Here is a 25,909-nt window from a genome sequence, read left to right as displayed (position 1 = left end):
CTTGCCTTTGGCGAGTACCTTTTTTATGATGCACTTGAAGTGCATTGTTTAGTATTGGAGAATAAAGACCGACTCGCATTGCTACTTGTAACTCGGTACTTTCCCAAAACCAGCAACAATAATTGTATAAATCGTTAACTTTATATCAAACGTTAGAATCATAGTCATGGAGAAAGCTATAGACAAAGAGTTGATGAGTCACTTACTCAGGTTGGAAAAAGACCAGCAGGACAGGGTGTTGAACTACATCAAGGAAATGATAGCCAGTGAAGAAATGGAGAGTCGAGCGGAGACTTCAGAACAGGATATTGCTTCTGGGAAGGTTAAAAGTTTTGATCAGTTCAACACCAACTACGAAAATTGGAAAATACAGAAGAGAGCAAGTTCCAAGTAATTATTACTGACCAGGCAGAGGTCAGGTTTTATGAGATTCTTGATTATCTCTACGATAACTATCCGCGTGAAAGGGCCGAACAGATAGCTGATGAATTAAGAGATACAGCCAATAAACTGCACCACCATCCAGAAAGGGGAACACTAGAAAGTAAATTAGCTAATCGTTCACAAGGGTACCGCTACATATTGTACACGCGAACCTCACGTACAGATGTTAAAGTGATTTACTATATTGATCAACCGTCATTTACGGTTTACATAACGGATTTTTTCCCAACCGAAAAGGACAACCTACAACTACCAAAACGCAATCAATAATGGGAGAGCAAGAATTAAATGAGCTAAAGCTAAAGTTGATAAAGGCAATCTGTGAACTTGAAGATGAAGCGATTTTACTCAAGATCAAGGATATCTTAATAGGAGCAGAACAAGAATTAGACGAAACGACTAACAAGTAAGGGATTCCTATTTCGTGTTGAACTTGAAACTGATTTCTAACTTCGCATTAAAAGGTTTGCCATTTTTTAAACCTGGCTGCCAAGGGCCAGCTTTTTTCATAACGTCTAGAACTAATTTGTGGAAAGACTCGCTTAAAGTGGTGTTGATTTTATCTGTGGTCACTTCAGTAATTTGGCCATTTGTATTGACCCTATAGCTCATTACAATTACACCCTCATTATTAATTTTTTGAAGTGAATCAGGGACAATTACATTGTCCCTCAAGTATTGGTCAAGTGCTTTTTTTCCACCTTTGAACTTCGGAAAGACCATATTAGGGACAGGGGAGGATATTACCGGCTCAAAATCAGCCTTTATGTAATCTTGGCTACGAAGTTGAAAAAAGGGAGTACTTAGTAATAAAAGGACGACTAGAATTCTCATGATTAAATATATTAAAAGTCTATATCCATCCAAATGATTAATTAATTCTCAGTCTTCTCCTTCGGGTGGTTCACAAACAGAAAGATAAAGCTCAGTGCGAAAACTATATAAAGCACAGTGAAACCTACCATATATTCCCAATGCATGGTAATGGTGGAAAGCATTTTGAGTAAGGCAAAGGCGCCTACTACAAAGTGCATAAGATTGCCCATGGCTACGGGTTTGCCGTAAATTCCACCCATTAAATTATCCTTCGCCATCCAGTTCAGCATGGCAAAACCAAGGTAAAGGGCACCCAATAATTGCGTGGCAAGTTCCGTGTATTGGTCTGAACCCATATTTAAAAAGACAGCAACCTCTTGCGGCATAAAAGCAAGTGTGACTCCTATAAGGCCTAAAAATAGGGCAGTGATCATCATGAGTATTTTTGTGTTCATATGCTTGTGTATAGGGTTTAGGATAAAGGTACTCGCTTTTAGCTAAGGAGACGCTAAAATCCATTAAGCGGATAAAATCTACTGCCAATAGAATTTTTTGCTGCTCTGACGCTTGCCTGATGCTGGTCGTAGCGTCTCGCTGCGACCCTATTAAGCAATAACAGCTAAGCCAATTTTCCAAACTATTTAGAAGGGCTAATCTCACCGAAATTTGTTGATCTTCTGCCACTCAAATCATTTCGCTTCATAAGGCAGTAGAAATCATCTAGTTTAGTACTAGACCTTAAATATCAATTATGAAAAAACAATGGAAACCATTACTCCTCGCAGCATTTTTTGTACTCGTTGCCTGTGAGCCTAAACAAAAAGAGGTAGGAGATATGACCGAAGCCGAACTAACCGAATATGCGAGAGGAATTCACGAGCGTGTGATTACACTTGATACGCACGATGACATTAATACTTCCAACTTTACCGCAGAGAAGAATTACACCCAACGCCTTTCCACTCAAGTAAACATTCCTAAGATGGAAGAAGGTGGCTTAGACGTGGCTTGGTTGGTGGTATATACTGGCCAAGGTGACTTAACCGAAGAAGGTTATGATAGAGCCTATGAAAATGCCGATGACAAGTTCAAGGCCATTCACAGACTGACAGAAGAAATTGCGCCAGATAAAATTGGCTTGGCACTTACTTCTGACGATGTACGAAGCATTGTTGCTTCTGGAAGAAAAGTGGCCATGATTGGTGTAGAAAACGGTTACCCTATCGGAACCGACATTTCTAGAGTAAAAGAATTCTACGACAGAGGCGCGCGTTATATGTCTTTGGCACACAACGGCCACAGCCAATTGAGCGACTCTAACACAGGTGAGCGCGATAGCGTTTGGTTACACAATGGCTTGAGCGATTTAGGTCGTGAAGTAATTGCAGAAATGAACAAATGGGGAATCATGATTGACCTTTCGCATCCTTCTAAAGTAGCGAACATGGAAATGATGAAGCTTTCAAAGGCACCTGTAATTGCTTCACATTCATCTGCTAGAGCGATGAACGATGTAAGCCGTAACCTTGACGATGAGCAATTGATGATGTTGAAAGAAAATGGCGGTGTAATTCAGACAGTGGCTTTCAAAAGCTATGTAAACACTGATAAAAACAACGCCAGCAGCGCAAAAGTCGGAGAAGTAACAGCCAGAATAGCTGAAGAGAATGGCTTTGAAGTGAAGGATAGATCTGAAATGAGAGGAATGGATGCCGAGGCAAGAGAGGCATACATGACTGCATTGGCTGATTTTAGAGAAAAGCATGGAGATGCGATTGACAAGGAAGCAAGAACAGCAGCACCTGCCGTAAATGTTTCTGATTTCGCTGATCACATCGATTACCTAGTGAAAAAAATAGGTTTAGAGCATGTTGGTATTAGCTCTGATTTTGATGGTGGCGGAGGAGTTGAAGGCTGGAATGGCGCTGAAGAAACCTTCAATGTAACTTTAGAATTGGTACGTAGAGGCTATACTGAAGAACAAATTGGAATGCTTTGGAGCGGTAACTTACTTCGCGTTTTAGACGAAGTACAAGCTGTAGCTAAGCAGATTCAAGGAAAATAAGAATCATTTTTGGTTTATAATTGTAAAGGGCAACTGTGAAAACGGTTGCCTTTTTTTATACCTGAATGATTTTAGGATTGCTCTGTCTCGTCCTGAAAAATGTAACAGATTACCAGCCTCAAAAAATCAACTCAAAGCTAGTTCCTTCGTTGCCTGATTTAACCGCAATACTGCCTTTGTGTAAGCCCATAATCTGACGGGAAAGAGAAAGCCCAATGCCTGAGCCGCTTTGCTTTGTGGTGTAGAAGGGCACAAAAATATTCTCCAAAACCTCATCTGGAATGCCTGGGCCATTATCACGAATGGACAGAATTACTTTGTCCTGTTCAATTCGAGTGCTCAACTGAATGGATTTATAAGGCTGATCCTTAATTGCCTCAATGGCATTTTTCACCAGGTTGATCAACACTTGATCCAAAAGGTTGGGGTCGGCATTAATCTCAATGCTTGAATTTACTTCTATCTTAAAATCGATATTGGCGGCTTCTAAGTCAGGTTTGAATAAGTTTTCAATTCGCATGACCAAGGGGAGCAGCTGCACAGTACTGAACTCAGGCTTAGATACTTTAGTGAGCTGATCATAAGTATTAACAAAATGAGCCAAACCCTTGCTGCGGGCTTCAATGGTTTCCAGTCCACCCACAATATCCTGATAAGCTTCTACTTCCGTTTTGTTGCTGCTCTTGGCCTGAACTTCCTTTTTAAATACCTGAAGAATTACTTCTGAAAGTGTAGAAATGGGGATTACAGAATTCTTGATTTCATGCGTAAGCACACGAATAAGGCGTTGCCACGATTCTATTTCCTTTTCCTCCAGTTCGCTCTTAATGTCTTGAAATGACACCAACTTGTAGCCTTTATCCTGAAGTTTAAAGGTGGTGACCTGTACAGAAAGATTAAGAAGTGTTCCTCCAACCTTCACCTTCACCAGTTCTCTTTCACCCGATTTAAGCTGTTCTACTTTGCTAGCAACCTCTTCAGATACTTTTGCCAAAGAAGCGAGTGAACTGATGTGATCCTTCTGGAAAAGTTCTTTTGCGGCTTTGTTTGAAAGTGCCACCTTATCGTCTTCATCAAAACAAAGCACCGCTACCCGAACATGCTCTACCACGGTTTGCAGGTAGATGTAGTTCGAAGCCTTTTCATTCCTCAGGTTTTTCATCACCTGATTGATTTCATGAAAAGCGTAATTCAGTTCATCAGTTTTTTTATAGGGGAATGAATTACTGAAATCATTTTGTTTGATGGATAGGAGAAAGTAAGTTAAATCTCGATTAGAGCGTTCTACGTAACGGATAAGGCTGATGAGGACAATCACTAGCGCAAGAAAAAGCCAAAAAGAAACCAGCCAAAAATGGGTTTGGGTAAGAATATAGAAGCCTGAATAGCCCAAGACCAGCAAGGCCAGAATTCGCAGTACTACGTTTAATCGAAAGTACTTATACCTCATTCAGTTTCTTTTATTTGATAGAAGACCAAGAGCTTTAGCTTGGTTCGTTGCATTCTTGGACAACCCCACCTTACCCCAAATCGAATGGCCATAGTGGCGTCTTTTTCATAAGTATAAACAGCTGTAGTGGCCTTAAATCCTTCGACTTCGGTTTCCAAACTATTTTTATTGTTCGAGCCAAAAACATATCGTGTTTGTGGGTCACGCACATCAAAGTAAGTAATGCATTCTGTTTTTGACAGCAAATACATTCTTACGGTAGTTCCGGCTTCAATATTTAGTTTATAATCTCCTGCGTTTTGAGTGCCTGCTACTTCAAAATTAAGAGTGCCAAAATGCTTCCATTTAAACTTTTCATCCGACAACTGACTTTCTTTTATTCTATCGTGTACTTCTTCTAGACTTCGCTGTCCATTGGCATGGAGTCGAATTCCAATCAGGCAGATAATGATTAGAAGAGTACGCATATTTTTCGAATCTCAGAAACTTTTCACTTAGACTTTAAGAACATACAACTACATGTGTGGAACTTAATTTGTCAAATCTAATGCTGGAAAGAAGAGTTTATAACTTAATGTTTTGGTTAATTAATGTTAGGCTGAATCTAATCTATTTATATTAATTATCAGAGTCCGTACTTAGTCATTTTTCTATACAAGGTACTGCGCCCAAAGCCCAATTCTATTGCGGCCTGCGTTAAGTTCCCCCCAGCTTTCCGTATTGCGTTTTGGATGGCCGTCTTTTCCATGGCCTCAATATTCAAGGATTCTGGCTGGCTATGACCTTCAATGCTGTCATCTTTCAAGAGAAAGTCTTCAGGAGCTAAAAGAGGAGAGTTGGCCATAATCACGGCCCTTTCAATGGCGTGCTGAAGTTCACGAATATTTCCTGGCCAGCTATAACCGAGTAGTTTATTCAAGGTGGTTTCGTTTAACCTCATTTTTTCCTTCTGATACTTTTTGGTATATGTGGTAAGAAAATGCTTTGCCAATGGTGCGATGTCCTCTTTTCTTTCTCTCAAAGGAGGGAGTTTAATTTCCACCGTATTCATTCTGTAGAGCAAATCTTGCCTGAACTCATTATGCTTTACCATTTGGTAAAGGGGCATATTGGTGGCAGAAACCAAACGAATATTTAAAGGAAGTACTTTATTAGAACCTACACGGCTAATTTGTTTGAACTGAAGTGCAGTGAGTAATTTCGCTTGAAGGGGTAAGGATAGATTTCCAATCTCGTCTAAAAATAATGTTCCATTTGAAGCCAACTCAAACCTGCCTGGCCGATCTTCTCGGGCATCGGTAAAAGCACCTTTTACATGGCCGAATAGCTCGGATTCAAATAGGGTAGCGGAAATTGCTCCTAAATCTACCTTAATGAAATTTTCATTGCCCCTTTTAGATTGATTATGAATCGCTCTAGCAACTAACTCCTTCCCCGTTCCATTTTCACCCAAAACAAGTACGTTGGCATCGGTTTTGGCAACTTTCTCAATGGTGTGAAAAATAGGCTTCATCACAGGGCTCACAGAAATTATATCACTCAACTCTTTCTGTTGGTCCTTCATCAGAATCTTCTGACCGGTCTTTAACTCTTGAACTTCCTTTCTACTTTTACTCAATTCATAAATGGCCAATACGGTGGCCAATAACTTTTCTTTTGGCCAAGGTTTTACTAAAAAATCGACAGCACCTTCTTTCATAGCTTCTACGGCAATGTCAATATCACCATAGGCCGTATTCATTAATACGTGTGCTTTTGGATCTTTCTCCAAAACTCTTTTCAAAAGCTTGATCCCTTCTTTACCCCCCGTCAAACCATAGGAGAAATTCATGTCCAATACTATAACGTCATACTCGTGCTGATTAAGAAGAAAATCTAATTTGGCAGGGTCTTTTTCTGTAATGACAGTTTGAAAGTATTGTTTCAAGATCATGTTGGCAGTGTAGAGCACTCCCGGATCATCATCTAATACTAGAATTTTAGCATCAACTTTTGACATTGGTCTTAATTGTTCTCTGATGGAATATAAAGGTATGAAATGTACCATTATGATACGTTCATTTGCTTCACATTGACACAAAATAATTGATAAACGGGATTGTATATACTGTAAGTTGCTGTTATTTAGGTGTTTGTGATTTCGGCATGATTGTAGGCTATTGCTGTACAGGTCTACTAAGGGTTTTAAGTCAAAGGTAGAACATGAATAAATAAGAGATGATGATCAAGAGCTACTTCAAAATGTCCTTTAGAAACCTTTCCAAACGAAGGTTATACAGTGCCATAAACTTCACAAGCCTGTCCATTGCCGTGATGATAGGCTTATTGGTTTTCGTATTTGTGAAAGATGAGTGGAATTATGATGGATTTCACTCCAAGGGAGACAATCTGTTTCTTCTCTATAAAACGGATTTCAAAACGGACGACCCAAAATTGGAGCTTGGTTGGTTTGACACCAAACCAGATAAAGGAATTGAGAAGGGTACATCTCATAATCTTCCATTTTTGGAGTTGGTGAAAGAAAGTGTACCTGAAATTGACAAGGTAATTAGGGTTGAAGGGAATTACATGAGCATCAAAAAGGATGAAAAGGAATTGTCCGAGTATGTCAACTACGTAGATTCAGACTTCTTTGAGCATTTTAGTTTTAATTTTTTGTATGGCGAACCAAGCACCGTACTGAAGGAGATTAAAAGCGCGGTTATTACAGATGCAATGGCGATGAAACTTTTTGGAAGGGTGGACGCTGTGGGTGAAACTTTTTCGAGTGGGACAGAACAAGGTGATGTTTACCAAGTTTCTGGAGTAATAGAAAAGCCTGTAAACTCTTCTTTGGAGTTGAATATTGTACTCAACCTTGCGAATTCCTATTATTACAAGGAGCATGTTGACAATTGGGGTTATAGTGCCATTTCATGCTTTCTGCTTCTTAATAATCCAGAAGATGCCAGTATAGTAGGCCAAAAGATAAGTGAAATTTATACTGAACGATTTGCTGATAATATTTCCAGTCAACGCGAAATGCTGAAGCTATCAGCATCCAATCCTGTTGTGCAATATGGCTTAAAGAATATCCAAGGCTTATATCTCGACCCAAGTATAAGTTATGGAAAGAGTTCTTCTCCGCTTTATTCTATTATACTAATTGGCATTGGGCTACTCATCCTCCTAATCGCTTGTATCAATTACCTTTCTATTAACGTGGCTTCTTCGGGCGGCAGACAAATGGAAGTTTCCGTGAGAAAAGTAATGGGAGCAAGCGGAACACATTTACACAGCCAATTCTATTTAGAAGCGCTGATTATTTCTGCATTTGCTGTGCTGGGTGGTTTCACATTAATGCAACTCATTCTACCAAGGTTCAATGAATTGGCGGGGAAGTCAATCGAATTAAGTTTATTCGAGAACATTCAAATCTTAAGTATCGGCCTTCTTTTTTCATTAGTACTGGCATTTCTGGCCGGCATATATCCGGCTCAAATTTTATCCCGATTTAAAGTGGTGAATGGCCTTAAGGGAAATACTACCTATAAAATCAAACCGCTTTTGATAAGGTCTATGGTGGTGTTTCAGTTTGTGCTTTGTCTGTTCTTTATTTCCATGGGTTTGGCTATGACGCGGCAGTTCAATTATATCAATGACAAAGACTTAGGTTTTGACAAAGAACAGATTGTTTACGTTCGCGGACTTTGGGGAAAGACTCAATTGATGAAGCAGGAACTGGCTTCCAATACAGCTATCCAATCTGTAACTGGTGTCAACGGGATTTTCACTCCTTCAACCAGCAGGGGTGGTATTGTGATTAACAACATTCAATATTGGGTGCAGAGCGCCAGAGTAGATTTCGATTTCTTTAAAACCTTTAGCATCCCTCTTTTGGAGGGTGAGTATTTTAGTGAAGAAATGGGGGTAGAGGCATTAGGAAATCGATCAATAATAAACAAAAGACTCTATGACCTTTATAAGTCTGATACGGCAATGTATAATTTTGTGCAAAAGGACATTCAGGGCGTTGTCAATGATTTTCATTTTGAATCACTCCAGAAATCCATTGGGCCTTTTAGATTCCATGTAGCAGAGAGCAGTAGTCTTTCAGATTTGTTCGTAAAAATCGGAGCGGGGAAAAATGAAGCTGGGATTGCAGCCATTAAAGCTGCCGCTGAAAAGATTGTTCCGGGAAAGGAAATTGAAGTGAGCTTCCTTAACGATTACCTCAGTAGCCGCTATAAGGACAACCAAAAATGGAAAGAGATCATTAATGTGGCTTCAGTATTGGGGATAATCATCGCCTGTATTGGGCTCTTTGGGCTAACGGGGATTAATATGGCCAATCGAACGAAGGAAATTGGCATTAGAAAAGTATTTGGGGCTGGTTTCTCCGATGTGCTCATTCTCTTAAACCGACAAACCATTTGGTTGATTCTGTTGAGCACAGCCATATCGCTACCCATTTCCTATTATTTTATGGATCAGTGGCTTTCGGGGTTTGCTTATAGCACTTCCATCACGGTTGATATATTTTTGTTATCCACCAGTATTTGTTTTTTGGTGGTAGCCATAACCGTTTCTTTTCACTCGGTTAAATCAACCTTATCAAACCCAATCGATTCCCTTCGGTACGAATAAAGGCAAAACAGCATGGTCAGAAACAACATCCTTATCGCTATTCGTCATTTAAAGAGAAATAAGGTTTTCTCTTTAATCAATATGCTTGGCTTATCGCTTTCCATGGTCGCTTGCCTGTTGATCTTTAAATATGTTTCGTTCGAAAAGGGCTATGATAGCCATATTGAAAATGCAGAGAGTGTATTTAGAATTTATAGAATTGCGGAAGGTGAGGCGCCTAATGACGGAGTAGCCTCTGTGTTTCCGCCTATGGCACCAGTAATTAAAAGCTCTATTCCAGAAGTTGAAAATATTGCCCGTGTAATTGGCTCTGACAAAATATTCCAGTCGTTTGCTTTTAGCTATTATGCTCCAACTGGAGACATCAAAACCTTCAATATCCCTAGGCCTTATTTTGCTGATGACGATGCACTGAAAATTTTCACCATGAATTGGGAGGAAGGGGCTAATACAGCCTCTTTAGAAAATCCATATGAAGTGGTGATTTCGGCTTCCTATAAAGAACGATTTTTCGGCAAAGAGTCTGCCATTGGTAAACTGCTGAGATTTAAAAACATGGAGCAGGACTTTAAAGTGACTGGTGTTTTCGAAGATCTCACTGAAAACACACATTTCAAATATGATGTACTGGTTTCTTTTAAGTCATTGCCTAGCGAATGGGACTTAGATAACAATTACGGATGGGGTAACTTTTTCACTTATCTCAAACTCAATAGTTCGGGTGATCCCAATTTGCTTGAAGACAAAATCAACAGGGCTTTTGTAGGCATTGAAGGGGCTTGGTTTAAAGATGAGGGGGTGACTTTTAAACTGCAAAAAACTCAAGATATCCATCTAACCTCGCACCATTCTTTCGAGATGGAAGTGAATGGCAATAAGTCAACTGTAGGCTTTCTGAGCATAGTAGGCTTATTTATCATGGTGATCGCATGGGTGAATTATGTCAACCTGAGCACCACTAAGTTGATTGATAGGAGTAAAGAAGTGGGCATTAGAAAGGTGTTGGGGGGGGTGAAATCACAACTCATCGGTCAGTTTCTAATTGAGGGCCTAATTATCAACTTCCTTGCAATGCTCTTAGCACTTACACTATTACAATTTAGCAGTGTGTTTTTTGAAAATTTATTAGGGATTCCGATTGATTTTTTTGGTGCAAACTCATTAAAACAGACCTTGGTATTACTTGTGCTCTTTACATTGGGTTCTCTGTTTTTTGCGCTCTATCCAGCTTGGTTGTTTTCGATACAGAAAGTAATAGTCGTTTTAAAAGGAAAGGCAAAAACCAGCAATTCTGGCTTAGCCCTTAGAAAATCGCTTACAGTGTTTCAAAATGTCGTGGCCTTGGTTTTGATCTTGGGGACGATGGCTGTTCAATCGCAGTTGAATTTTATGCAAAACCAATCTTTGGGGATGGACATTGACCAAACTTTGATTGTCAAAAAGCCCTTTATGGATGAAGCCAATAGGGAACGTACCAAATCTGCGTTTGTCAACGATGTTAAAAACATGAGTGGAGTACAATCCATTGCAGCCTCTTCTGAGATTCCGGGTTATGAAATTTCAAGAATGAGGTTTGTGGCACTTGGGCCAGCAGAGGATGATAAAGCCTTGTACGCCAAAGATATTTCTGTCGATGAATCATTTATAAGCCTTTATGATATTCAAGTCCTGTATGGCAGAAGTTTTAGTAATGATTTTGATGATGATCAGTCAATAATACTGAGTCTGTCGGCTGCTAAGGATTTATTACAAGGGGAAGAACTTGCAGACTGGATTGGCAAAACCATCTATTATGAAACCGACCCTTACACGTTAGTGGGCATCGTGGACGATATCAGTCAAGAGTCATTAAAGTCAAATATTGAACCTCATATTTACACCCATCATGATAGGGTAATATACTATTCCATAAAGTTGGGTTCTGAAGATATGCAAAACACTATGGGTCAAATTGAGCAAGCTTTTGACCGAAATTATTCGAATAGCTACTTCGAGTATTTCTTCTTGGATGACTACTTCAATAGACAATACAAATCAGATCGCCTTTTCGGCAGTATTGTGAGCTTCTTTTCAATATTGGCGATTGTAATCACCGTACTCGGTCTGTTTGGCCTATCACTTTACAATATTAATAGAAGGTCCAAAGAAGTAAGCGTTAGAAAAGTGTTGGGCGCTTCTATTCGTCAGTTGGTTCTTCTACTAACAAAAGAATATGCATGGCTGATTTTATTAGCCTCCTTTATTTCCATACCCATAGGCTACATTTTCCTTCATAAATGGTTGGCTAATTTTGCAAACCACATAAACATTGGAGCGACCTTATTTCTAGTTCCAATGCTGATTGTTTTTGTACTCACCTTGGTTACGGTGGGCTATCAAGTTTTAAAAACTGCCAATACGAATCCTTCCGATTCACTTCGTTACGAATAAACTCAAAACTCATGTTACGAAACTATTTCAAAACAACATTTAGGTCTTTAGGGAAGAACAAAACTTTCTCTTTGGTCAATATTCTAGGGCTTTCTATTGGCTTGGCCGCCTGTATCTTCATCTTAGAATATGCCTTTTTTCAGCTGAGCTTCGATAAGTATCACCACAAGTCGGATCAGTTATATCGGGTAATGAACGAGCGCTTTGAAGGTGATCAGCTGATTCAGCGAGGTCAGATTACCTACTCCGCTGTGGGGCCTCAAATGGCTGAGGATTATCCGGAAATTCTGAATCATACCACCATCAATCCTTTTGTAGAAAATGTATTCTTATATGAAAATAAGCCTACGGAAATATCTTCTTCATTATTAGTAGAGCCCTCTTTCTTCGAAATGTTTGATGTGGAAGTATTGGCCGGAAATCCAGAGACAATGGTGAGTGAAAACTATCAGATTGTTTTGACCGAGTCAATGGTGGAGAAGATGTTTCAGACTACGGATGCCAATTGGACGAACTACTTGGGCACCATTTTAGAAATGGGATCAGAGAGATCAAAATGGCAGCTTTCCGGAGTGATTGCAGACCCACCAGCTAGCTCGAGCCTTCAATATGAAGCGCTTCTTTCGCGAGTAACACTCTTTAGCCTCTGGGGAGAGTCTGCCCGTTTTAGTTGGATAAATTCTGACTATTACCATTACGTAGAGCTGGCCGAAGGGGTAGACTATAAACAGTTTCAGAACAAATTCGATGACTTCTCTGCTAAGTATTTTAGAGGTGATGAAGTAACGGGCACTTTTGAAAAATTCCACCTTCAACCTTTGGCAGATGTACATCTATATTCTGATTATGAATATGAAATTCATGAAACTTCCGATGGAAGAATGGTTTGGATTCTTATCATCATTGCGGGCTTTATTATGGTCATGGCTTGGGTAAATTACGTGAATTTGACCACCTCTAAATCATTGCAAAGGGCAAAGGAAGTTGGGATAAGAAAGGTAGTAGGCGCCAGCCGAGTTCAGTTAATTAGACAATACCTTACCGAATCAATAATGCTGAATCTATTGGCTTTTATATTGGCCATTACACTTATTCAAGTGTTGCAGGTTCCGTTCAATAATTTGATTGAAGAAAAGCTTTCCCTATTAAGTTTTGCTACCATGGAGTTGGGGCCGTTTCCAGTGTATGTATGGGGGCTATTAATTCTATTGCTTGGCGCCATAGGCTCGGGTACTTATCCAGCCTTTGTCCTTTCTGGGTTTAAGCCTTCTCAAACTCTTAAAGGAGATTATGGTAAAAGTTCGCAAGGACGGATTTTGAGAAAGTCCTTAGTCACTTTTCAATTTATTCTCTCCACAGCACTTATTGCGGGCACCTATCTGGTGATGAAGCAAACCCAATTCATGAAGCGTCAGGATTTGGGCGTAAATATGGAGCATGTGGTTACCGTGGAGGGGCCTTCATTGGCGAGTTTTGATACTACTATTGTATCTCATATGAATGCCTTTTTAAACAAACTTGAACAAGATGCACATATTATAAAAGCTGGCACATCCTCTAATGTTTTTGGGAGTCGTATGCCAAGGGTTTTTGATGTGAGAAGGCTGGGGCAGACTGAAGGTCATATGCTTAATCGGATGGGGGCTAACTATAGGTTCTTTGATGTTTACCAGATCAATTTTCTAGCAGGGAGACCTTTTCGCCAAGAAGACCACAAAGAAGATCCAAGTCTAATTGATGCCGCTATAATAAATGAGAAGGCATCCAAAATTCTAGGATTTAAAACCGCAGAAGAGGCTGTGAATAAAAAGTTATTGTTCTTCGGACAAGAATGGACTATTGTAGGCATAACAGAGGATTTTCATCATCGTTCACTTAAGGAGTCAATAGAGCCTATACTCATTCTACCTATTTACTTTGGCTATAGCGACACGTATCAAATTAGGGTGAGTGCCGATAATGTGCCACAAACAATAGCATATATTGAGCAAACCTACAATGAGTTCTATCCAGGCGATGTATTCGAGTATGGTTTTATGGATTCACGATTTAATAACCTTTATAAGTCTGATGAACAATTCGGGAAGATTTTCAACTTGTTTTCTTTCTTAGCCATTGCCATTGCTTGTCTTGGCCTTTTTGGTTTGGTGGGGTATACAGCTGTTCAGCGTACAAAGGAAATAGGAATCAGAAAAGTGTTGGGTGCTTCCGTTGTTGATGTTTTGCAATTGCTCTCCAAGGAGTTTCTTTGGCTTATTCTGTTGGCCAATTTCATCGGCCTTCCGTTGATTTACATGGGTGCTGAGTCATGGCTGGAAGGCTATGCTTTTAGAACCAATATTGGTTGGGTTTTCTTTGCGCTACCATTGGTGGTTATCGCATTTATCTCTTTATGTATCGTCATAGGGCAAACTCTAAAAGTCGCCCGTCTAAATCCAATTGAATCGCTTCACTGCGAATAAAACTCAAATGTTATATTTTAGTGAACTCAATGAAATTTAAGAGCGAGTCCCTTCTGTTCCAATATGACACAAGCCCGTTCCATCATGACACGGTAATAAGGTCTATTATTTTCCAGAGTATCAGTAAATAGTTAACAATCAGTATTTTACTAGTGTGGCATTTGAATTGTAATTGCTAGTTAAAACAAACATAATATTATGCTTCGTAACCACTTTATAGTTGCCCTTAGAAATATAAAAAAGAGAAAGTCTTTTGCTATCATTAATATCTTTGGACTTACCATTGGTATGACAGTTTGTTTTCTAATCTTGACTTACGCGAGGTTCGAAATGAGTTATGATCGTTTTCATCCTCAAGCAGAAAATATCTATAGAGTAACGGTGGATTTGTATGCAGAAGGTACTTTGCAAACTTCAGATGCCCAATGCTACCCTGCAGTTGGCCCTATGGCCGTGGAGGATTTCCCAGAAGTTGAAGACTTTGCCATGGCACGCCATATTGGTCGCTTTTTGTTTAAAAATGAAGACAAAGCCTTTAATGAAGATCGCGTGTATTTTGCCAACCCTGGTTGGTTAAATGTTTTTGACTGGGGAATGATTCAAGGCGATAAGGCATCGGCATTGAATGAAGTAGCCAAGATTGTAATTACTGAAAGCGTTGCGAAAAAGTATTTTGGAGATGAAGACCCAATGGGTAAAATTCTAACAGCAGTACCGGGTGGGGCCGAAATTCCAATGCAGGTGACTGGAGTGATTAAAGATGTTCCAGAAAACGCCCATCTTAAATTCGATATTCTAATTTCTTACCAAACGGGAGTTCAGTACTTGGAGTGGGATTACAATAACTGGAACGGGAATAATGAATTCATGTATTTAAAAACGAATGGAGCAAAGCTCGATAATGCTTTTGCCGAACGTTTCAATCAGAGTTTTTTAGCCAAAACAGAAGAAGACAGGGCCGAAAAATTGATCATTCAACCTTTAACTGATATTCACCTTAATTCTGATAAAACCTTTGAAGCAGATGTGAACGGAAATCAAGCAACGGTCAATATTTTATTGGTGGTGGCTTTATTTGTACTGGTGATTGCTTGGGTAAACTACATTAACCTATCAACAGCAAAAGCTTTAGAAAGAGGTAAAGAAGTAGGGGTAAGGAAGGTTTTGGGCTCAAATAGGGGCGCTTTGTTAAGTCAGTTTTTGACAGAGTCTTTCCTGATTAACTTTTTATCATTGGTACTTACACTCACTTTGATTCAGGGCGTATTACCTTTCTTTAATCAGTTCTCTGGACTCAGCTTAAGTTTCAATGTGTTTTCAGATCCTGAGCTTTTTGGCTTTGTAATGTCTCTACTTTTGATTGGTACACTGGCTTCGGGCGTTTACCCAGCTTTGGTGCTATCGAATTATAAGCCGCTTGAAGTGCTAAAAGGTAGCCTCGCAAGTTCTAAAAAAGGAATAGTACTCAGAAAGGGACTGGTAGTGTTTCAGTTTATGATTACCATGGTGCTTTTGGCCGGAACGATGGTGATTTATTCTCAGGTTCAAGAAATGCGGAATCAAAAGTTAGGAGTCAATATAGATCAGACAGTGGTTGTACGATCTCCGCTCGTAGCCGACTCTGGTGAAGCACAATTACTAAAACGCCAAGCTTTCAAAACCGAACTAAAGAGATTGCCGCAAGTGACGAATGTAGCTTACTCTGAAACCTTGTTTGGTCAAGGAACAGGCGAAATGAATACTGGGACTGGAATTTATGCCCAAGGTCATGAAGAGGCTAAGAATAGCGTTTTCTTTTTCTATCGGGTAGATGCTGAGTTTGTTCCAACTTTTGGCTTTCAGGTGTTGGAAGGGCGCACTTTCGATAATGAAAGAGATATTTCTGCCAGTGAGGATTTTACCTCTATCATGATAAATGAAACCGCCAGAAGAATGTTGGGCTTTAATTCAAACGAAGAGGCAATAGGGGCCAAGGTTTATTTTTGGAGTAATGAAGTTCAGGTTTTGGGCGTGTTTAATGATTACAATCATCATTCATTGAAAACTAGTGTTGACCCTACCATTTTTTGGTTCGATAAGGAGGGGGATAATGGCAATTACGCCTCTGTGAAACTGAATGCAGAAAATTCAGGGGGATCATATAAAGAGATGGTCACCAAGATTGAAAGTGCGTATCGAACTGTTTATCCGAATAGTGATTTTGATTATTTCTTCCTTGATGAGAAATTTAACGAGCAATACAAGGCCGATCAGCAGTTTGGAACCGTCTTTGGTGTTTTTGCTTCCATCACGGTCTTTGTTTCTATCTTAGGTTTGTTCGGTTTAGTGCTTTACGAAGTTCAACAGAAGATTAAGGAGATTGGAATTAGAAAGGTTTTGGGAGCAAACGTCTCGAGTATCATACAAATGCTTTCCACAAATTTTATGAAGCTTATTCTTCTTTCCGTAATAATTGCCCTTCCAATCACATATTTTGGTGCCGAAAAGTGGCTTCAGACTTTCTCATATCAAATTGATTTGGCTTGGTACATCTTTGCCATACCAGCAGTTTTAATCCTTGGGGTTGCCTTTTTAACAGTGGTTTTTCAATCCATCAAAGTAGCTAGACGTAATCCAATTGAGGCTTTGCGATACGAGTAATCGTCAGTAAAGAGAAACTCAACTATTGAAGACTAGCCCGAAGAATCAAGTCTTTGGGCTAGGCTTTGGCAGTTTTAACCCTAGGTTATGTTTTGACACAAGCTTGCTGATTTCAAAAATCTATCGAAATAATGTAATAAATTTCGGCCTAGATATAACGAGATGGATATATACGAATCAATGGGCTTGATGGGCGCTATTTTAAGTAGTTTTACTTTTTTACCTCAAGTTATTCGAACATGGAAAATTAAAAGCGCTGATGATTTGAGTATGGGGATGCTCGTGATCGTTTTTTGCAGCACAATTGTTTGGCTGATTTATGGCTTCGCTTTATGGCTAATTCCAGTGCTCATAGCGAATTCAGCTATACTTGTACTCAGTCTCACTTTGATTTACTTTAAAGTAACGTTCAAGAAGAGGAAGGCAACGGTTATTAATTAAGGGGTAAAAGGCATAAAAAAACCCGATACCATTTAGTTATCGGGTTCCATCAACTGAAAAAACAAAGACTATTCTTGTCCGCCTCCGCCTCTTCTTCCTTGCATTGGTGGATTTTCCTTCTTCCATACTTCATATGCAGTCCATTGGGTTGCACTGAAAATTTTCTTCAATTCCTTGTCTTGATCTTCTTGCATTTTGGCCATTGCGGCCGTCATAGCCTCACGATCCATAGTGCCACTAGCTCTTAGCTCGGTCATTTTTGCCGTTTGTTTTTCCGAAGAAACTATCAGTAGGTCATAAACCTTAGTACGTTGTTCATCTGACAATCCAAATTTTTCTTGCCAAGTATCTGCCGTAGTTTTGGCTTGTACCTTAGGATCGGGTCTTTGCCCACCTTGACCACGGCCACCACGCTGAGCGAATGCTGTTGCTGCTACAGCAAAGAATATCGCCACAATTAATAGAGTTCTTTTTCTCATTTTGATTCGTTTCAGCATTGGACATGCCTGAAGCCTAATGGTTTAATGAGTGATAACGAATTACACCAAGGGTAGGAATTGGATACAGAGTGTAAATTCTTTATTTAAAGTCAACCTCAGTATCCTTAATGTTTCTTTCGTAGAGCATGTGCATTATGCCATCTTTAAGACCAACATCTGGCACCAATATTTTTCGGCATTTGGCAGACTTCATTACATGCATGTAAATGTGGGAAGCTGGAATTAAAACATCCGCCCTGTCTGGGTTAAGCTGAAGTTTATTGATTCTTTCATCTAATGTGAAGCCTGATACATAGGTTTGAACATCCAAAACCTCTTTCAAACTTAGAATACGGTCGATTTTACGCTTGTTTGCCAGTTCATAGGTCTTATTGATGTTTCCACCAGTTCCTATGGCATTAATTACTTTGTATTTTCCGGTTACGTTTTCCAGAACCCATTTATCGATTTTTTCAAGAATGTCAGACGTGCCTAATTGTTCAATACTTCTAACAGACCCTACTTTGAAAGATTGAGAAGCTACTTTCTTTCCATTGGAAATTAAGTTAAGCTCAGTACTACCACCACCCACATCAATATGTAGGTAATTCTCATTGTCGAGCTTTTTGAGCACTACCTTATTAATGAGTTCAGCTTCTGCGTCTCCACTGATTATTCTGATTTTGAGCCCTAAAAGTTGATTTACTTTTTCGGCTAGTTTGTATCCATTTTCTGCTTCACGCATGGCTGAGGTGGCGCAAGCGTAATAATCATCCACTTCATATAGATCAATGAGCAGTTTAAACGCATGCATTAGCCTCAAGAATTTATCTTCCTTGTCAGGCCCAATTTTCTTGAGTGCAAAAACATCTTGCCCCAACCTTAAGGGAAACCTTACATACTCTAGTCTTTTGAAGGTGTGCTGACCTTCATAGCTCAACACGTTTGTGACTTGAAACCTTATGGCATTAGAACCTATATCAATTGCTGCTAACCTTAGACTACTCATAGATGGGCATTAAATTAGAGAATATTATTGTGAGAAGGAGCATTGAGTGAATTTTTATAGCAGTCTGTCTCAGTCATTTTTTCTTGAAATAATTTACATAACGATCTTCGGTTTGTTCTTTATTTACTTTCTTTGCATCACTTATCAAGAAAGACTGAGGGACTAGGCCCTGTGATGTCTTAGCAACCTGTAAAAGCTGGTGCTAACTCCTAGCCTCGAATTTATTCGGGGAAAAGATGGGCCCTCAAAACTCTCTCTACCTTTCTTGATAAGCATTCTAAATGCAAAATATGTCAAGAAATATTAAGGAAATTCTCAAAGAACGAATCTTGGTTTTAGATGGTGCAATGGGCACCATGATTCAAAGGCACCCTTTAGAGGAAGAAGACTTTAAAGGAGAAAGATTCAAAGGTCACCCGCATTCCCTAAAAGGAAATAATGATCTGCTTTCTATTACTCGTCCTGAAATCATCAAAGACATCCATCGCCAGTATTTTTTAGCTGGAGCTGATATTGTAGAAACCAATACTTTTAGTGGTACTACGATTGCCCAAGCAGATTATCATTTGGAAGATGCTGTGTATGAAATCAACTTCGAGTCGGCAAAAATCGCAAGAGAAGTGGCCGATGAAATAACGGCCCAAGAGCCTCATAAGCCTCGTTTTGTAGCGGGCTCAATTGGCCCAACCAACAGAACTGCTTCTTTATCACCTGATGTAAATGACCCTGGTTTTAGGGCAATTACCTTCGATGAATTAGTACAGGCTTATAAAGAACAGGTAATTGCATTAACCGATGGTGGGGTTGACTTACTATTAGTAGAGACAGTTTTTGACACACTTAATGCTAAAGCAGCACTTTTTGCAATTGAAGAGGTTTCTGAAGAAAAGGGAAAGGAATGGCCAATTATGGTTTCTGGAACTATTACGGATGCCAGTGGAAGAACACTTTCAGGACAAACCACTCAGGCTTTTTTAATTTCTGTCTCTCATATGCCTTTACTTTCTATAGGCTTAAACTGCGCTTTAGGAGCTAAGCAACTTCGCCCATATTTGGAAACGCTTTCTGAAAAGGCCGATTTTTTCACCAGTGCTCATCCGAATGCTGGTTTGCCTAATGAATTTGGTCAATATGATGAATCGCCTGAAGAAATGGCAGAGCAGATTGAAGACTTCCTTTCTAGCAATTTCTTGAACATTGTTGGAGGCTGTTGTGGAACCACACCAGATCATATTAGAGCCATTGCTGAAGTGGCCAGTAGGTACGAACCACGTAGCTTGGAGCGTCAAATAATTCAAGATTAAACCGATTCAGAAGACTTTTTACTTATTGCATAGCAAATGAGAAACGACAACAGTACACTTCAACTTTCAGGCCTCGAACCCCTAATTGTTACCCCCGAATCTAATTTTGTAAACGTGGGTGAACGAACCAATGTAACAGGTTCTAAGCGTTTTGCACGACTAATCTTGGAAGAGAAATTTGATGACGCTTTAGAAGTCGCCCGTGATCAAGTAGATGGTGGGGCACAGATTCTAGATGTCAATATGGATGAAGGAATGCTTGATGGGAAAGAAGCGATGGTTAAATTCCTGAATCTGATAGCTGCTGAACCAGATATCTCTCGAATACCCATTATGATAGACTCTTCAAAATGGGAAATTATCGAAGCTGGGTTGAAGTGTGTTCAGGGGAAATGTGTAGTGAATTCAATTTCTTTAAAAGAAGGAGAAGAGCAATTTATTGCTCATGCAAAGAAAGTAAAACGTTACGGAGCGGCTGTCATCGTCATGGCTTTTGATGAAGATGGTCAGGCAGATTCTTATGATAGAAGAATTGAAATCTGTAAGCGTTCTTATGATATTCTAGTTGATGTAGTTAAGTTCAATAAAAACGACATCATCTTCGATCCGAATATCTTCCCTGTGGCCACAGGGATAGAAGAGCATAATAATAATGCGGTCGATTTTTTCATGGCGACCAAATGGATTAGAGAAAACCTACCGGGTGCTCATGTGAGTGGCGGTGTAAGTAATGTATCGTTCTCATTCCGAGGGAATAACCCTGTTCGCGAAGCCATGCATTCAGCCTTTCTTTATCATGCCATCCAAAATGGAATGGACATGGGGATTGTCAATCCTACCATGTTGGAGATCTACAGTGATATTCCGAAGGATCTATTGGAAAGGGTGGAGGATGTACTTTTAAACCGTAGACCAGATTCTACCGAGCGTTTACTCGATTTTGCCGAAACGGTAAAGGGCGAGGGTAAGAAGCAAGTAAAAGACGATGCGTGGAGAAAAGAATCGGTGGAGAAACGACTTGAGCATGCTTTGGTAAAAGGAATTATAGAGTTTATCGATGAAGATACAGAAGAAACTCGCCAGAAATATGTAAGTCCATTGAAGGTCATTGAAGGGCCTTTAATGGATGGAATGAATGTAGTAGGGGACCTTTTTGGTTCTGGTAAAATGTTTTTGCCACAAGTGGTGAAGAGTGCTCGTGTGATGAAAAAAGCGGTGGCTTATCTTTTACCTTATTTAGAAGAAGAGAAGGAAGCCAAACGTAATGATCCCAATCGTGATCAAACTAAAACTGACGCAGGGCGAAAAATCCTTATGGCCACTGTAAAAGGTGACGTTCATGACATTGGGAAGAACATTGTAGGGGTGGTTTTGGCCTGTAATAACTACGAGATCATCGATATGGGCGTAATGGTGCCTGCAGATAAAATTCTGGACAAAGCCATTGAAGAACATGTAGATGTAATTGGTCTAAGTGGCTTGATTACACCCTCTTTGGATGAAATGGTACATGTGGCCAAGGAGATGGAAAGAAGGAAGATGAAGCTTCCTCTTATGGTAGGTGGTGCAACCACTTCTAGAATTCATACTGCAGTAAAGATTGATCCTGTCTATTCTGGTCCAGTTGTACATGTTTTGGATGCCTCTAAGAGTGTGCCTGTGGCTGGAGAACTGATTAGTGGAGAACGCAAGGTGGAGTACAATGCGGAAATTAAACAACAATATGCCAAGCTCAGAGAAGATCACGCTAACCGTAAAGAAATCAAGCATTACATTCCTTATAACAGGGCTTTAGGTAATCGACTAAAAGTAGATTGGCAGAAGAAGGAGTATGTGAAGCCTAGTTTTATTGGTAATAAGGTCTTTAAAAACTTCGATCTGAATATTATTAGAAAATACATTGACTGGACACCTTTCTTCCAAACCTGGATGCTAAAAGGTAAATATCCACGAATTTTTGAAAATGAAACCATTGGGGAAGAAGCAAGAAAGCTGTTCGATGATGCTCAGAAAGTCCTCGATGAAGTGATTGAGAATAACCTACTACAAGCCAATGGCGTGGTTGGGCTTTATCCAGCCAACAGTGTGGGCGATGATATTGAAGTATATACTGATGAAACTCGTTCCGAAGTAAAAACTGTATTTCATAGCTTAAGACAGCAAGGCAAAAAAGGGACAGGAATTCCAAACTTGTCCTTAGCCGATTTTGTCGCGCCAAAAGATTCAGGTAAGATCGACTATGTCGGTGGTTTTGCAGTTACTGGTGGATTAGGTATTGAGCCACTCGTTGAAAAATACGAGAAGGATCATGATGATTACAACTCGATTATGATCAAAGCCATTGCCGATCGTTTGGCAGAAGCCTTTGCAGAAGCCATGCACGCAATAGTGCGCAAGGAACTTTGGGGTTATGCGAAGAACGAAACATTGGACAACGAATCTTTAATCAAAGAAAGCTATCAGGGAATTCGTCCTGCGCCAGGCTACCCAGCTTGTCCAGACCATACTGAAAAACCCATTCTTTTTGATTTACTCAATGCGCAAGAAGAGACAGGGATTATACTTACTGAGTCTATGGCGATGTACCCAGCTTCTTCCGTAAGTGGGCTCTATTTTATGCATGAAGAGGCCAAATACTTCGGTTTGGGTAAAATTGAAAAAGACCAAGTGCAAGACTATGCCAAACGCAAAGGAATGACTTTGGAAGAAGCTGAGAAGTGGTTGTCTCCAAATTTAGCCTATGATTTATAAGTGTTGAAGTAATTAAGTGTTGATGTGTTTAGGTATTTAAACCCATCAAAAGATTAAATGATATAGATATGACAAAGGTTACACGGTTTGAAGATTTAAGATGTTGGCAATTAGCTAGGAAGCTCACATTTCAAGTGTATACCATGTCTAATCAAGGTCAGTTAGCCAAAGATTTTGACACACGTTCGCAGTTCAAGAGAGCAGGGCTTTCAATCATGAATAATATTGCTGAAGGATTTGGGCGATTTTCTCCAAAAGACTTTATAAAATTTCTTGATTATGCTGCTGCTTCCTGTACTGAAGTAAAAAGCATGACTTATTTGATGCTCGATCTCAGTTATTTTCCAGCTGAAGATATCGAGAGCTTACAAAATCAAACTGAAGAAGCGAAGGCCTCAATTTTAGCATTCATAAAATACTTAAGAAATAAAGTAGGCCAATAGAAGGTGTTGTGAATTACATCAACACTTCAACACTTCAATACTTCAACACTTCAACACTTCAACACTTCAAAACAACAATACATAAGTACATTAGACATGAAAGTATCCCAACATATAAAAAGAGCAAAAGGTAAAACACTTTTTAGCTTCGAAATTCTTCCTCCAAGAAAAGGGGAAAACGTAAATGGTATTTTTGATGCGATTGACCCATTAATGGAGTTCAACCCACCGTTTATTGATGTTACTTATCACCGTGAAGAGTACATTTATAAGCAACACGCTAATGGTTTACTTGAAAAAGTAACTACCCGGAAGCGTCCAGGAACAGTTGGGATTTGTGCTGCCATAATGAACAAGTATGGCATAGATGCCGTGCCTCATATCATTTGTGGTGGTTTCAGTAGGGAAGAAACAGAGAACGCATTAATCGACCTTGATTTCTTGGGAATAGACAATGTGTTGGTGTTGCGTGGCGATGCCATTAAATCTGAGGGAAGATTCGTTGCTGATCCTGATGGTCACTCATTCGCAACGGAATTGATGCAACAAGTATTGGATTTAAATCAGGGGAAATACCTGAATGAAGAAGCGGAAATGGCCAAAACCAATTTTTCCATGGGGGTGGCTGGCTATCCTGAAAAACATTTTGAAGCCCCAAGCTTAAAAAGTGACATGAAGTACCTGAAGCAAAAGGTAGAAATGGGGGCTGAGTACATCGTAACCCAAATGTTCTTCGATAATCAGAAGTATTTCGATTTTGTGGAAAAATGTCGGAAAGCAGATATCAATGTGCCTATTATTCCAGGGCTAAAGCCGATTACTACATTGAATCATAGCACTATATTACCGAGTATTTTCGATGTCGATTTACCAGATGATTTGGTGGATGAGCTGGATAAGTGCAAGGACAATAAGGCAGCAAGAGAAGTAGGGATTGAGTGGTGCATTCAGCAATCAAAAGAATTGATGGCAGCCAAAGTGCCATGTTTACATTATTATACGATGAGCAAGTCTCAGATAGTAAAGCAGATTGCTTCAGAGTTATTTTGATGGTGATATACTAGGGCTTTTCAACCTGTAAGCACTCATAGACTTCGTTGATGCCATCTTGTGTGTCAGAAAGCACGACTAAAGTGTCTTCTGCTAAAACTTCAGTGGCCCCACTAGGAGTAATGAATTTGTTATCGCGATTAATCATTGCGATCAGCGCTGTTTTTGGGAAGTTGAGGTCAACTATCTTTTTGTTTACCGCTACACCATTTGCTGGCATTTTGATTTCTACCATAATGGCCTTGGCCGTTTCTGAAAGGAGGTCATCCAATGGCGATTTAGGTTTAGAGTCTTCTGGCAAAGATACATTCAGCCATTTGGCTATTACGGATAACGTAGTGCCTTGAATAAGCACCGAAGAAAGCGAAATAAAGAACACAATATTGAAAATCATACTGGCCTTTTCGATTCCTGCAATTAAAGGATAAGTAGCAAAAACAATGGGCACGGCACCTCTTAAGCCTACCCATGAGATATAGAACCGCCTTCTCATTTTCATTTTGAAGGGCGTTAGGCTTAGAAATACGCTGAGTGGTCGGGCGACAAAAATCTGGAAAAGTGAAATCAATAAACCTATGCCTAAAATGGGAAGGATTTCTGTTGGATAAACCAAAAGCCCTAGGGTAAGGAAGAGTACAATTTGCATAAGCCAAGCCAAACCATCAAACATTTTTAAGATGGTTTTCTTATGGATCAAGTCTTGATTACCGAGGTAAACAGCACATAAATAAACGGCCAAAAAGCCATTTCCACCAAGTGCATCAGTGCCAGAGAAAGTGATAAACATCAACGAAATCACCAAAACAGGATAGAGTCCTTCAAATCCGAGTTTGATTTTGTTGATGACATACTTACTGGCCATTCCGAAAAGCAATCCAGCGATTCCACCAATAATCATCTGCTTTAAAAACAATGGGATAATGGAGACTAGACTTTGATCTGGGTTGATGACCATGGCGAGAAAAGCAATGGTCAATACATAAGCCATAGGATCATTACTTCCACTTTCGAGCTCTAGGGTAGGTCTTAGATTATTCCTAAGGGCTAAGTTTTTACCTCTTAAAATAGAGAAAACGGCTGCTGCATCTGTGGAAGATACAATGGCGCCAAGTAGCAGGCCTTCATAGATGGTGAAGTCAGTAATGGCCCAAACAAAGGTGCCCATGGTTACCGCTGTGAGCAAAACGCCAAGAGTTGAGAGGGAAATTCCTTCCCATAATACAGGCTTGATAGATGACCAGTTGGTGTCGAGCCCTCCGGAAAAAAGAATGAAGTTAAGCGAAACTACTCCGATGAACTGTGCTACCGAAGGGTTGTCGAAATAGATGCCTCCAATACCATCAGAGCCAGCCAACATTCCAATGGCCAAGAACAATACCAAGGTTGGCACTCCAAAACGGTATGAGGTTTTACCCGCTATAATACTGATGAACAGCAATAGCGAACCAATCAACATGATGTTTTCTATGGTTAAACTCAAGTAGGTTAGTTTAGAATGG

21 protein-coding genes and 1 riboswitch are annotated in these 25,909 nt (G+C 39.8%); of the genes, 13 read left to right on the top strand and 8 right to left on the bottom strand.

The window, feature by feature from the left end:
* Nucleotides 1-166 precede the first annotated feature (166 nt).
* The 3 genes from AWN68_RS16490 to AWN68_RS19040 are packed head-to-tail and all read left to right on the top strand — an operon-like array spanning nucleotide 167 to nucleotide 854.
* Nucleotides 167-394 carry a hypothetical protein gene (locus AWN68_RS16490; protein ID WP_068418134.1) on the top strand — a complete coding sequence of 76 codons (228 nt, stop codon included), beginning with the start codon at nucleotides 167-169 and terminating at the stop codon, nucleotides 392-394.
* Complete coding sequence (locus tag AWN68_RS16485) at nucleotides 361-714, top strand: type II toxin-antitoxin system RelE/ParE family toxin (RefSeq protein ID WP_068418131.1); 354 nt, start codon at nucleotides 361-363, stop codon at nucleotides 712-714. Before AWN68_RS16490 ends, AWN68_RS16485 begins: the two co-directional genes overlap by 34 nt.
* The gene (locus AWN68_RS19040; protein ID WP_157716294.1) at nucleotides 714-854 is read left to right on the top strand and encodes a hypothetical protein; all 141 of its coding nucleotides are present in this window, start codon (nucleotides 714-716) and stop codon (nucleotides 852-854) included. Before AWN68_RS16485 ends, AWN68_RS19040 begins: the two co-directional genes overlap by 1 nt.
* 7 nt (nucleotides 855-861) lie before the next feature.
* Here AWN68_RS19040 and AWN68_RS16480 read toward each other — a convergent pair whose 3' ends face one another.
* Both AWN68_RS16480 and AWN68_RS16475 read right to left on the bottom strand, forming a co-directional pair.
* Nucleotides 862-1,278: an energy transducer TonB gene (locus AWN68_RS16480; protein WP_084362901.1), complete on the bottom strand. Its 417-nt coding sequence runs from the start codon at nucleotides 1,276-1,278 to the stop codon at nucleotides 862-864.
* A 41-nt stretch (nucleotides 1,279-1,319) separates the two neighbouring features.
* Nucleotides 1,320-1,715, bottom strand: a complete 396-nt coding sequence (locus tag AWN68_RS16475) for a hypothetical protein (RefSeq protein ID WP_068418127.1) — start codon at nucleotides 1,713-1,715, stop codon at nucleotides 1,320-1,322.
* 296 nt (nucleotides 1,716-2,011) lie between these two features.
* Here AWN68_RS16475 and AWN68_RS16470 point away from each other — a divergent pair, with 296 nt between their 5' ends.
* A complete protein-coding gene (locus tag AWN68_RS16470; protein ID WP_068418125.1) occupies nucleotides 2,012-3,325 on the top strand; it encodes a dipeptidase in 1,314 nt (437 codons plus the stop codon).
* 118 nt (nucleotides 3,326-3,443) lie between these two features.
* Here the strand turns inward: AWN68_RS16470 and AWN68_RS16465 are convergent, their stop codons facing one another.
* The 3 genes from AWN68_RS16465 to AWN68_RS16455 all read right to left on the bottom strand — a co-directional run bounded on the left by AWN68_RS16465 (nucleotide 3,444) and on the right by AWN68_RS16455 (nucleotide 6,774).
* Complete coding sequence (locus AWN68_RS16465; RefSeq protein WP_068418123.1) at nucleotides 3,444-4,775, bottom strand: sensor histidine kinase; 1,332 nt, start codon at nucleotides 4,773-4,775, stop codon at nucleotides 3,444-3,446.
* Nucleotides 4,772-5,242, bottom strand: coding sequence for a hypothetical protein (locus AWN68_RS16460; RefSeq protein WP_068418120.1), 471 nt, complete (start codon nucleotides 5,240-5,242; stop codon nucleotides 4,772-4,774). The genes AWN68_RS16465 and AWN68_RS16460 overlap by 4 nt, the downstream gene beginning before the upstream one ends.
* A gap of 158 nt (nucleotides 5,243-5,400) precedes the next feature.
* Nucleotides 5,401-6,774, bottom strand: coding sequence for a sigma-54-dependent transcriptional regulator (locus tag AWN68_RS16455; protein ID WP_068418565.1), 1,374 nt, complete (start codon nucleotides 6,772-6,774; stop codon nucleotides 5,401-5,403).
* A gap of 218 nt (nucleotides 6,775-6,992) precedes the next feature.
* Between AWN68_RS16455 and AWN68_RS16450 the strand changes: the two genes are divergently transcribed.
* The 5 genes from AWN68_RS16450 (at nucleotide 6,993) to AWN68_RS16430 (ending at nucleotide 17,374) form a co-directional block, all read left to right on the top strand.
* Entirely contained in the window at nucleotides 6,993-9,401 is a 2,409-nt protein-coding gene (locus tag AWN68_RS16450; protein ID WP_068418117.1) for an ABC transporter permease, read from the top strand.
* Between the two features lie 12 nt (nucleotides 9,402-9,413).
* Nucleotides 9,414-11,831 carry an ABC transporter permease gene (locus AWN68_RS16445; protein WP_084362900.1) on the top strand — a complete coding sequence of 806 codons (2,418 nt, stop codon included), beginning with the start codon at nucleotides 9,414-9,416 and terminating at the stop codon, nucleotides 11,829-11,831.
* A gap of 11 nt (nucleotides 11,832-11,842) precedes the next feature.
* The gene (locus tag AWN68_RS16440) at nucleotides 11,843-14,293 is read left to right on the top strand and encodes an ABC transporter permease (protein ID WP_068418110.1); all 2,451 of its coding nucleotides are present in this window, start codon (nucleotides 11,843-11,845) and stop codon (nucleotides 14,291-14,293) included.
* Nucleotides 14,294-14,491: 198 nt separating this feature from the next.
* The gene (locus tag AWN68_RS16435) at nucleotides 14,492-16,933 is read left to right on the top strand and encodes an ABC transporter permease (protein ID WP_068418107.1); all 2,442 of its coding nucleotides are present in this window, start codon (nucleotides 14,492-14,494) and stop codon (nucleotides 16,931-16,933) included.
* 162 nt (nucleotides 16,934-17,095) lie between these two features.
* Nucleotides 17,096-17,374: a SemiSWEET family sugar transporter gene (locus tag AWN68_RS16430; RefSeq protein ID WP_068418100.1), complete on the top strand. Its 279-nt coding sequence runs from the start codon at nucleotides 17,096-17,098 to the stop codon at nucleotides 17,372-17,374.
* A 68-nt stretch (nucleotides 17,375-17,442) separates the two neighbouring features.
* Here the strand turns inward: AWN68_RS16430 and AWN68_RS16425 are convergent, their stop codons facing one another.
* Nucleotides 17,443-17,853 carry a hypothetical protein gene (locus AWN68_RS16425; RefSeq protein WP_157716293.1) on the bottom strand — a complete coding sequence of 137 codons (411 nt, stop codon included), beginning with the start codon at nucleotides 17,851-17,853 and terminating at the stop codon, nucleotides 17,443-17,445.
* A 100-nt stretch (nucleotides 17,854-17,953) separates the two neighbouring features.
* Nucleotides 17,954-18,862, bottom strand: coding sequence for a Ppx/GppA phosphatase family protein (locus AWN68_RS16420; protein WP_068418094.1), 909 nt, complete (start codon nucleotides 18,860-18,862; stop codon nucleotides 17,954-17,956).
* Between the two features lie 138 nt (nucleotides 18,863-19,000).
* Nucleotides 19,001-19,105: riboswitch (SAM riboswitch) on the top strand.
* Between the two features lie 47 nt (nucleotides 19,106-19,152).
* On the opposite strand from AWN68_RS16420, the gene AWN68_RS19195 reads away from it, so the two are divergent.
* The 4 genes from AWN68_RS19195 to metF all read left to right on the top strand — a co-directional run bounded on the left by AWN68_RS19195 (nucleotide 19,153) and on the right by metF (nucleotide 24,410).
* Nucleotides 19,153-20,166 (top strand): homocysteine S-methyltransferase family protein, encoded by a 1,014-nt coding sequence (locus AWN68_RS19195; RefSeq protein ID WP_084362899.1) that lies wholly within the window; start codon nucleotides 19,153-19,155, stop codon nucleotides 20,164-20,166.
* 36 nt (nucleotides 20,167-20,202) lie between these two features.
* Nucleotides 20,203-22,917: a methionine synthase gene (gene metH / locus AWN68_RS16410; RefSeq protein ID WP_068418090.1), complete on the top strand. Its 2,715-nt coding sequence runs from the start codon at nucleotides 20,203-20,205 to the stop codon at nucleotides 22,915-22,917.
* A 68-nt stretch (nucleotides 22,918-22,985) separates the two neighbouring features.
* Nucleotides 22,986-23,360: a four helix bundle protein gene (locus AWN68_RS16405; RefSeq protein ID WP_068418087.1), complete on the top strand. Its 375-nt coding sequence runs from the start codon at nucleotides 22,986-22,988 to the stop codon at nucleotides 23,358-23,360.
* A gap of 96 nt (nucleotides 23,361-23,456) precedes the next feature.
* Nucleotides 23,457-24,410, top strand: a complete 954-nt coding sequence (gene metF, locus AWN68_RS16400) for a methylenetetrahydrofolate reductase [NAD(P)H] (RefSeq protein ID WP_068418084.1) — start codon at nucleotides 23,457-23,459, stop codon at nucleotides 24,408-24,410.
* A gap of 10 nt (nucleotides 24,411-24,420) precedes the next feature.
* Here the strand turns inward: metF and AWN68_RS16395 are convergent, their stop codons facing one another.
* Nucleotides 24,421-25,890 carry a potassium/proton antiporter gene (locus tag AWN68_RS16395; RefSeq protein ID WP_068418082.1) on the bottom strand — a complete coding sequence of 490 codons (1,470 nt, stop codon included), beginning with the start codon at nucleotides 25,888-25,890 and terminating at the stop codon, nucleotides 24,421-24,423.
* Nucleotides 25,891-25,909 lie beyond the last annotated feature (19 nt).

It is taken from the genome of Roseivirga echinicomitans (assembly GCF_001592935.1).
In the GTDB taxonomy this organism is placed as follows: Bacteria; Bacteroidota; Bacteroidia; order Cytophagales; family Cyclobacteriaceae; genus Roseivirga; species Roseivirga echinicomitans.
This window is presented reverse-complemented; position numbering and strand designations above follow the sequence as displayed.

Coding starts and splice junctions, on each gene's coding strand:
- AWN68_RS16490 (WP_068418134.1), top strand. CDS start 167: ATGGAGAAAGCTATAGACAAAGAGTTGATGAGTCACTTACTCAGGTTG.
- AWN68_RS19040 (WP_157716294.1), top strand. CDS start 714: ATGGGAGAGCAAGAATTAAATGAGCTAAAGCTAAAGTTGATAAAGGCA.
- AWN68_RS16480 (WP_084362901.1), bottom strand. CDS start 1,278: ATGAGAATTCTAGTCGTCCTTTTATTACTAAGTACTCCCTTTTTTCAA.
- AWN68_RS16475 (WP_068418127.1), bottom strand. CDS start 1,715: ATGAACACAAAAATACTCATGATGATCACTGCCCTATTTTTAGGCCTT.
- AWN68_RS16470 (WP_068418125.1), top strand. CDS start 2,012: ATGAAAAAACAATGGAAACCATTACTCCTCGCAGCATTTTTTGTACTC.
- AWN68_RS16465 (WP_068418123.1), bottom strand. CDS start 4,775: ATGAGGTATAAGTACTTTCGATTAAACGTAGTACTGCGAATTCTGGCC.
- AWN68_RS16460 (WP_068418120.1), bottom strand. CDS start 5,242: ATGCGTACTCTTCTAATCATTATCTGCCTGATTGGAATTCGACTCCAT.
- AWN68_RS16455 (WP_068418565.1), bottom strand. CDS start 6,774: ATGTCAAAAGTTGATGCTAAAATTCTAGTATTAGATGATGATCCGGGA.
- AWN68_RS16450 (WP_068418117.1), top strand. CDS start 6,993: ATGATGATCAAGAGCTACTTCAAAATGTCCTTTAGAAACCTTTCCAAA.
- AWN68_RS16445 (WP_084362900.1), top strand. CDS start 9,414: ATGGTCAGAAACAACATCCTTATCGCTATTCGTCATTTAAAGAGAAAT.
- AWN68_RS16440 (WP_068418110.1), top strand. CDS start 11,843: ATGTTACGAAACTATTTCAAAACAACATTTAGGTCTTTAGGGAAGAAC.
- AWN68_RS16435 (WP_068418107.1), top strand. CDS start 14,492: ATGCTTCGTAACCACTTTATAGTTGCCCTTAGAAATATAAAAAAGAGA.
- AWN68_RS16430 (WP_068418100.1), top strand. CDS start 17,096: ATGGATATATACGAATCAATGGGCTTGATGGGCGCTATTTTAAGTAGT.
- AWN68_RS16425 (WP_157716293.1), bottom strand. CDS start 17,853: ATGAGAAAAAGAACTCTATTAATTGTGGCGATATTCTTTGCTGTAGCA.
- AWN68_RS16420 (WP_068418094.1), bottom strand. CDS start 18,862: ATGAGTAGTCTAAGGTTAGCAGCAATTGATATAGGTTCTAATGCCATA.
- AWN68_RS19195 (WP_084362899.1), top strand. CDS start 19,153: ATGTCAAGAAATATTAAGGAAATTCTCAAAGAACGAATCTTGGTTTTA.
- metH (WP_068418090.1), top strand. CDS start 20,203: ATGAGAAACGACAACAGTACACTTCAACTTTCAGGCCTCGAACCCCTA.
- AWN68_RS16405 (WP_068418087.1), top strand. CDS start 22,986: ATGACAAAGGTTACACGGTTTGAAGATTTAAGATGTTGGCAATTAGCT.
- metF (WP_068418084.1), top strand. CDS start 23,457: ATGAAAGTATCCCAACATATAAAAAGAGCAAAAGGTAAAACACTTTTT.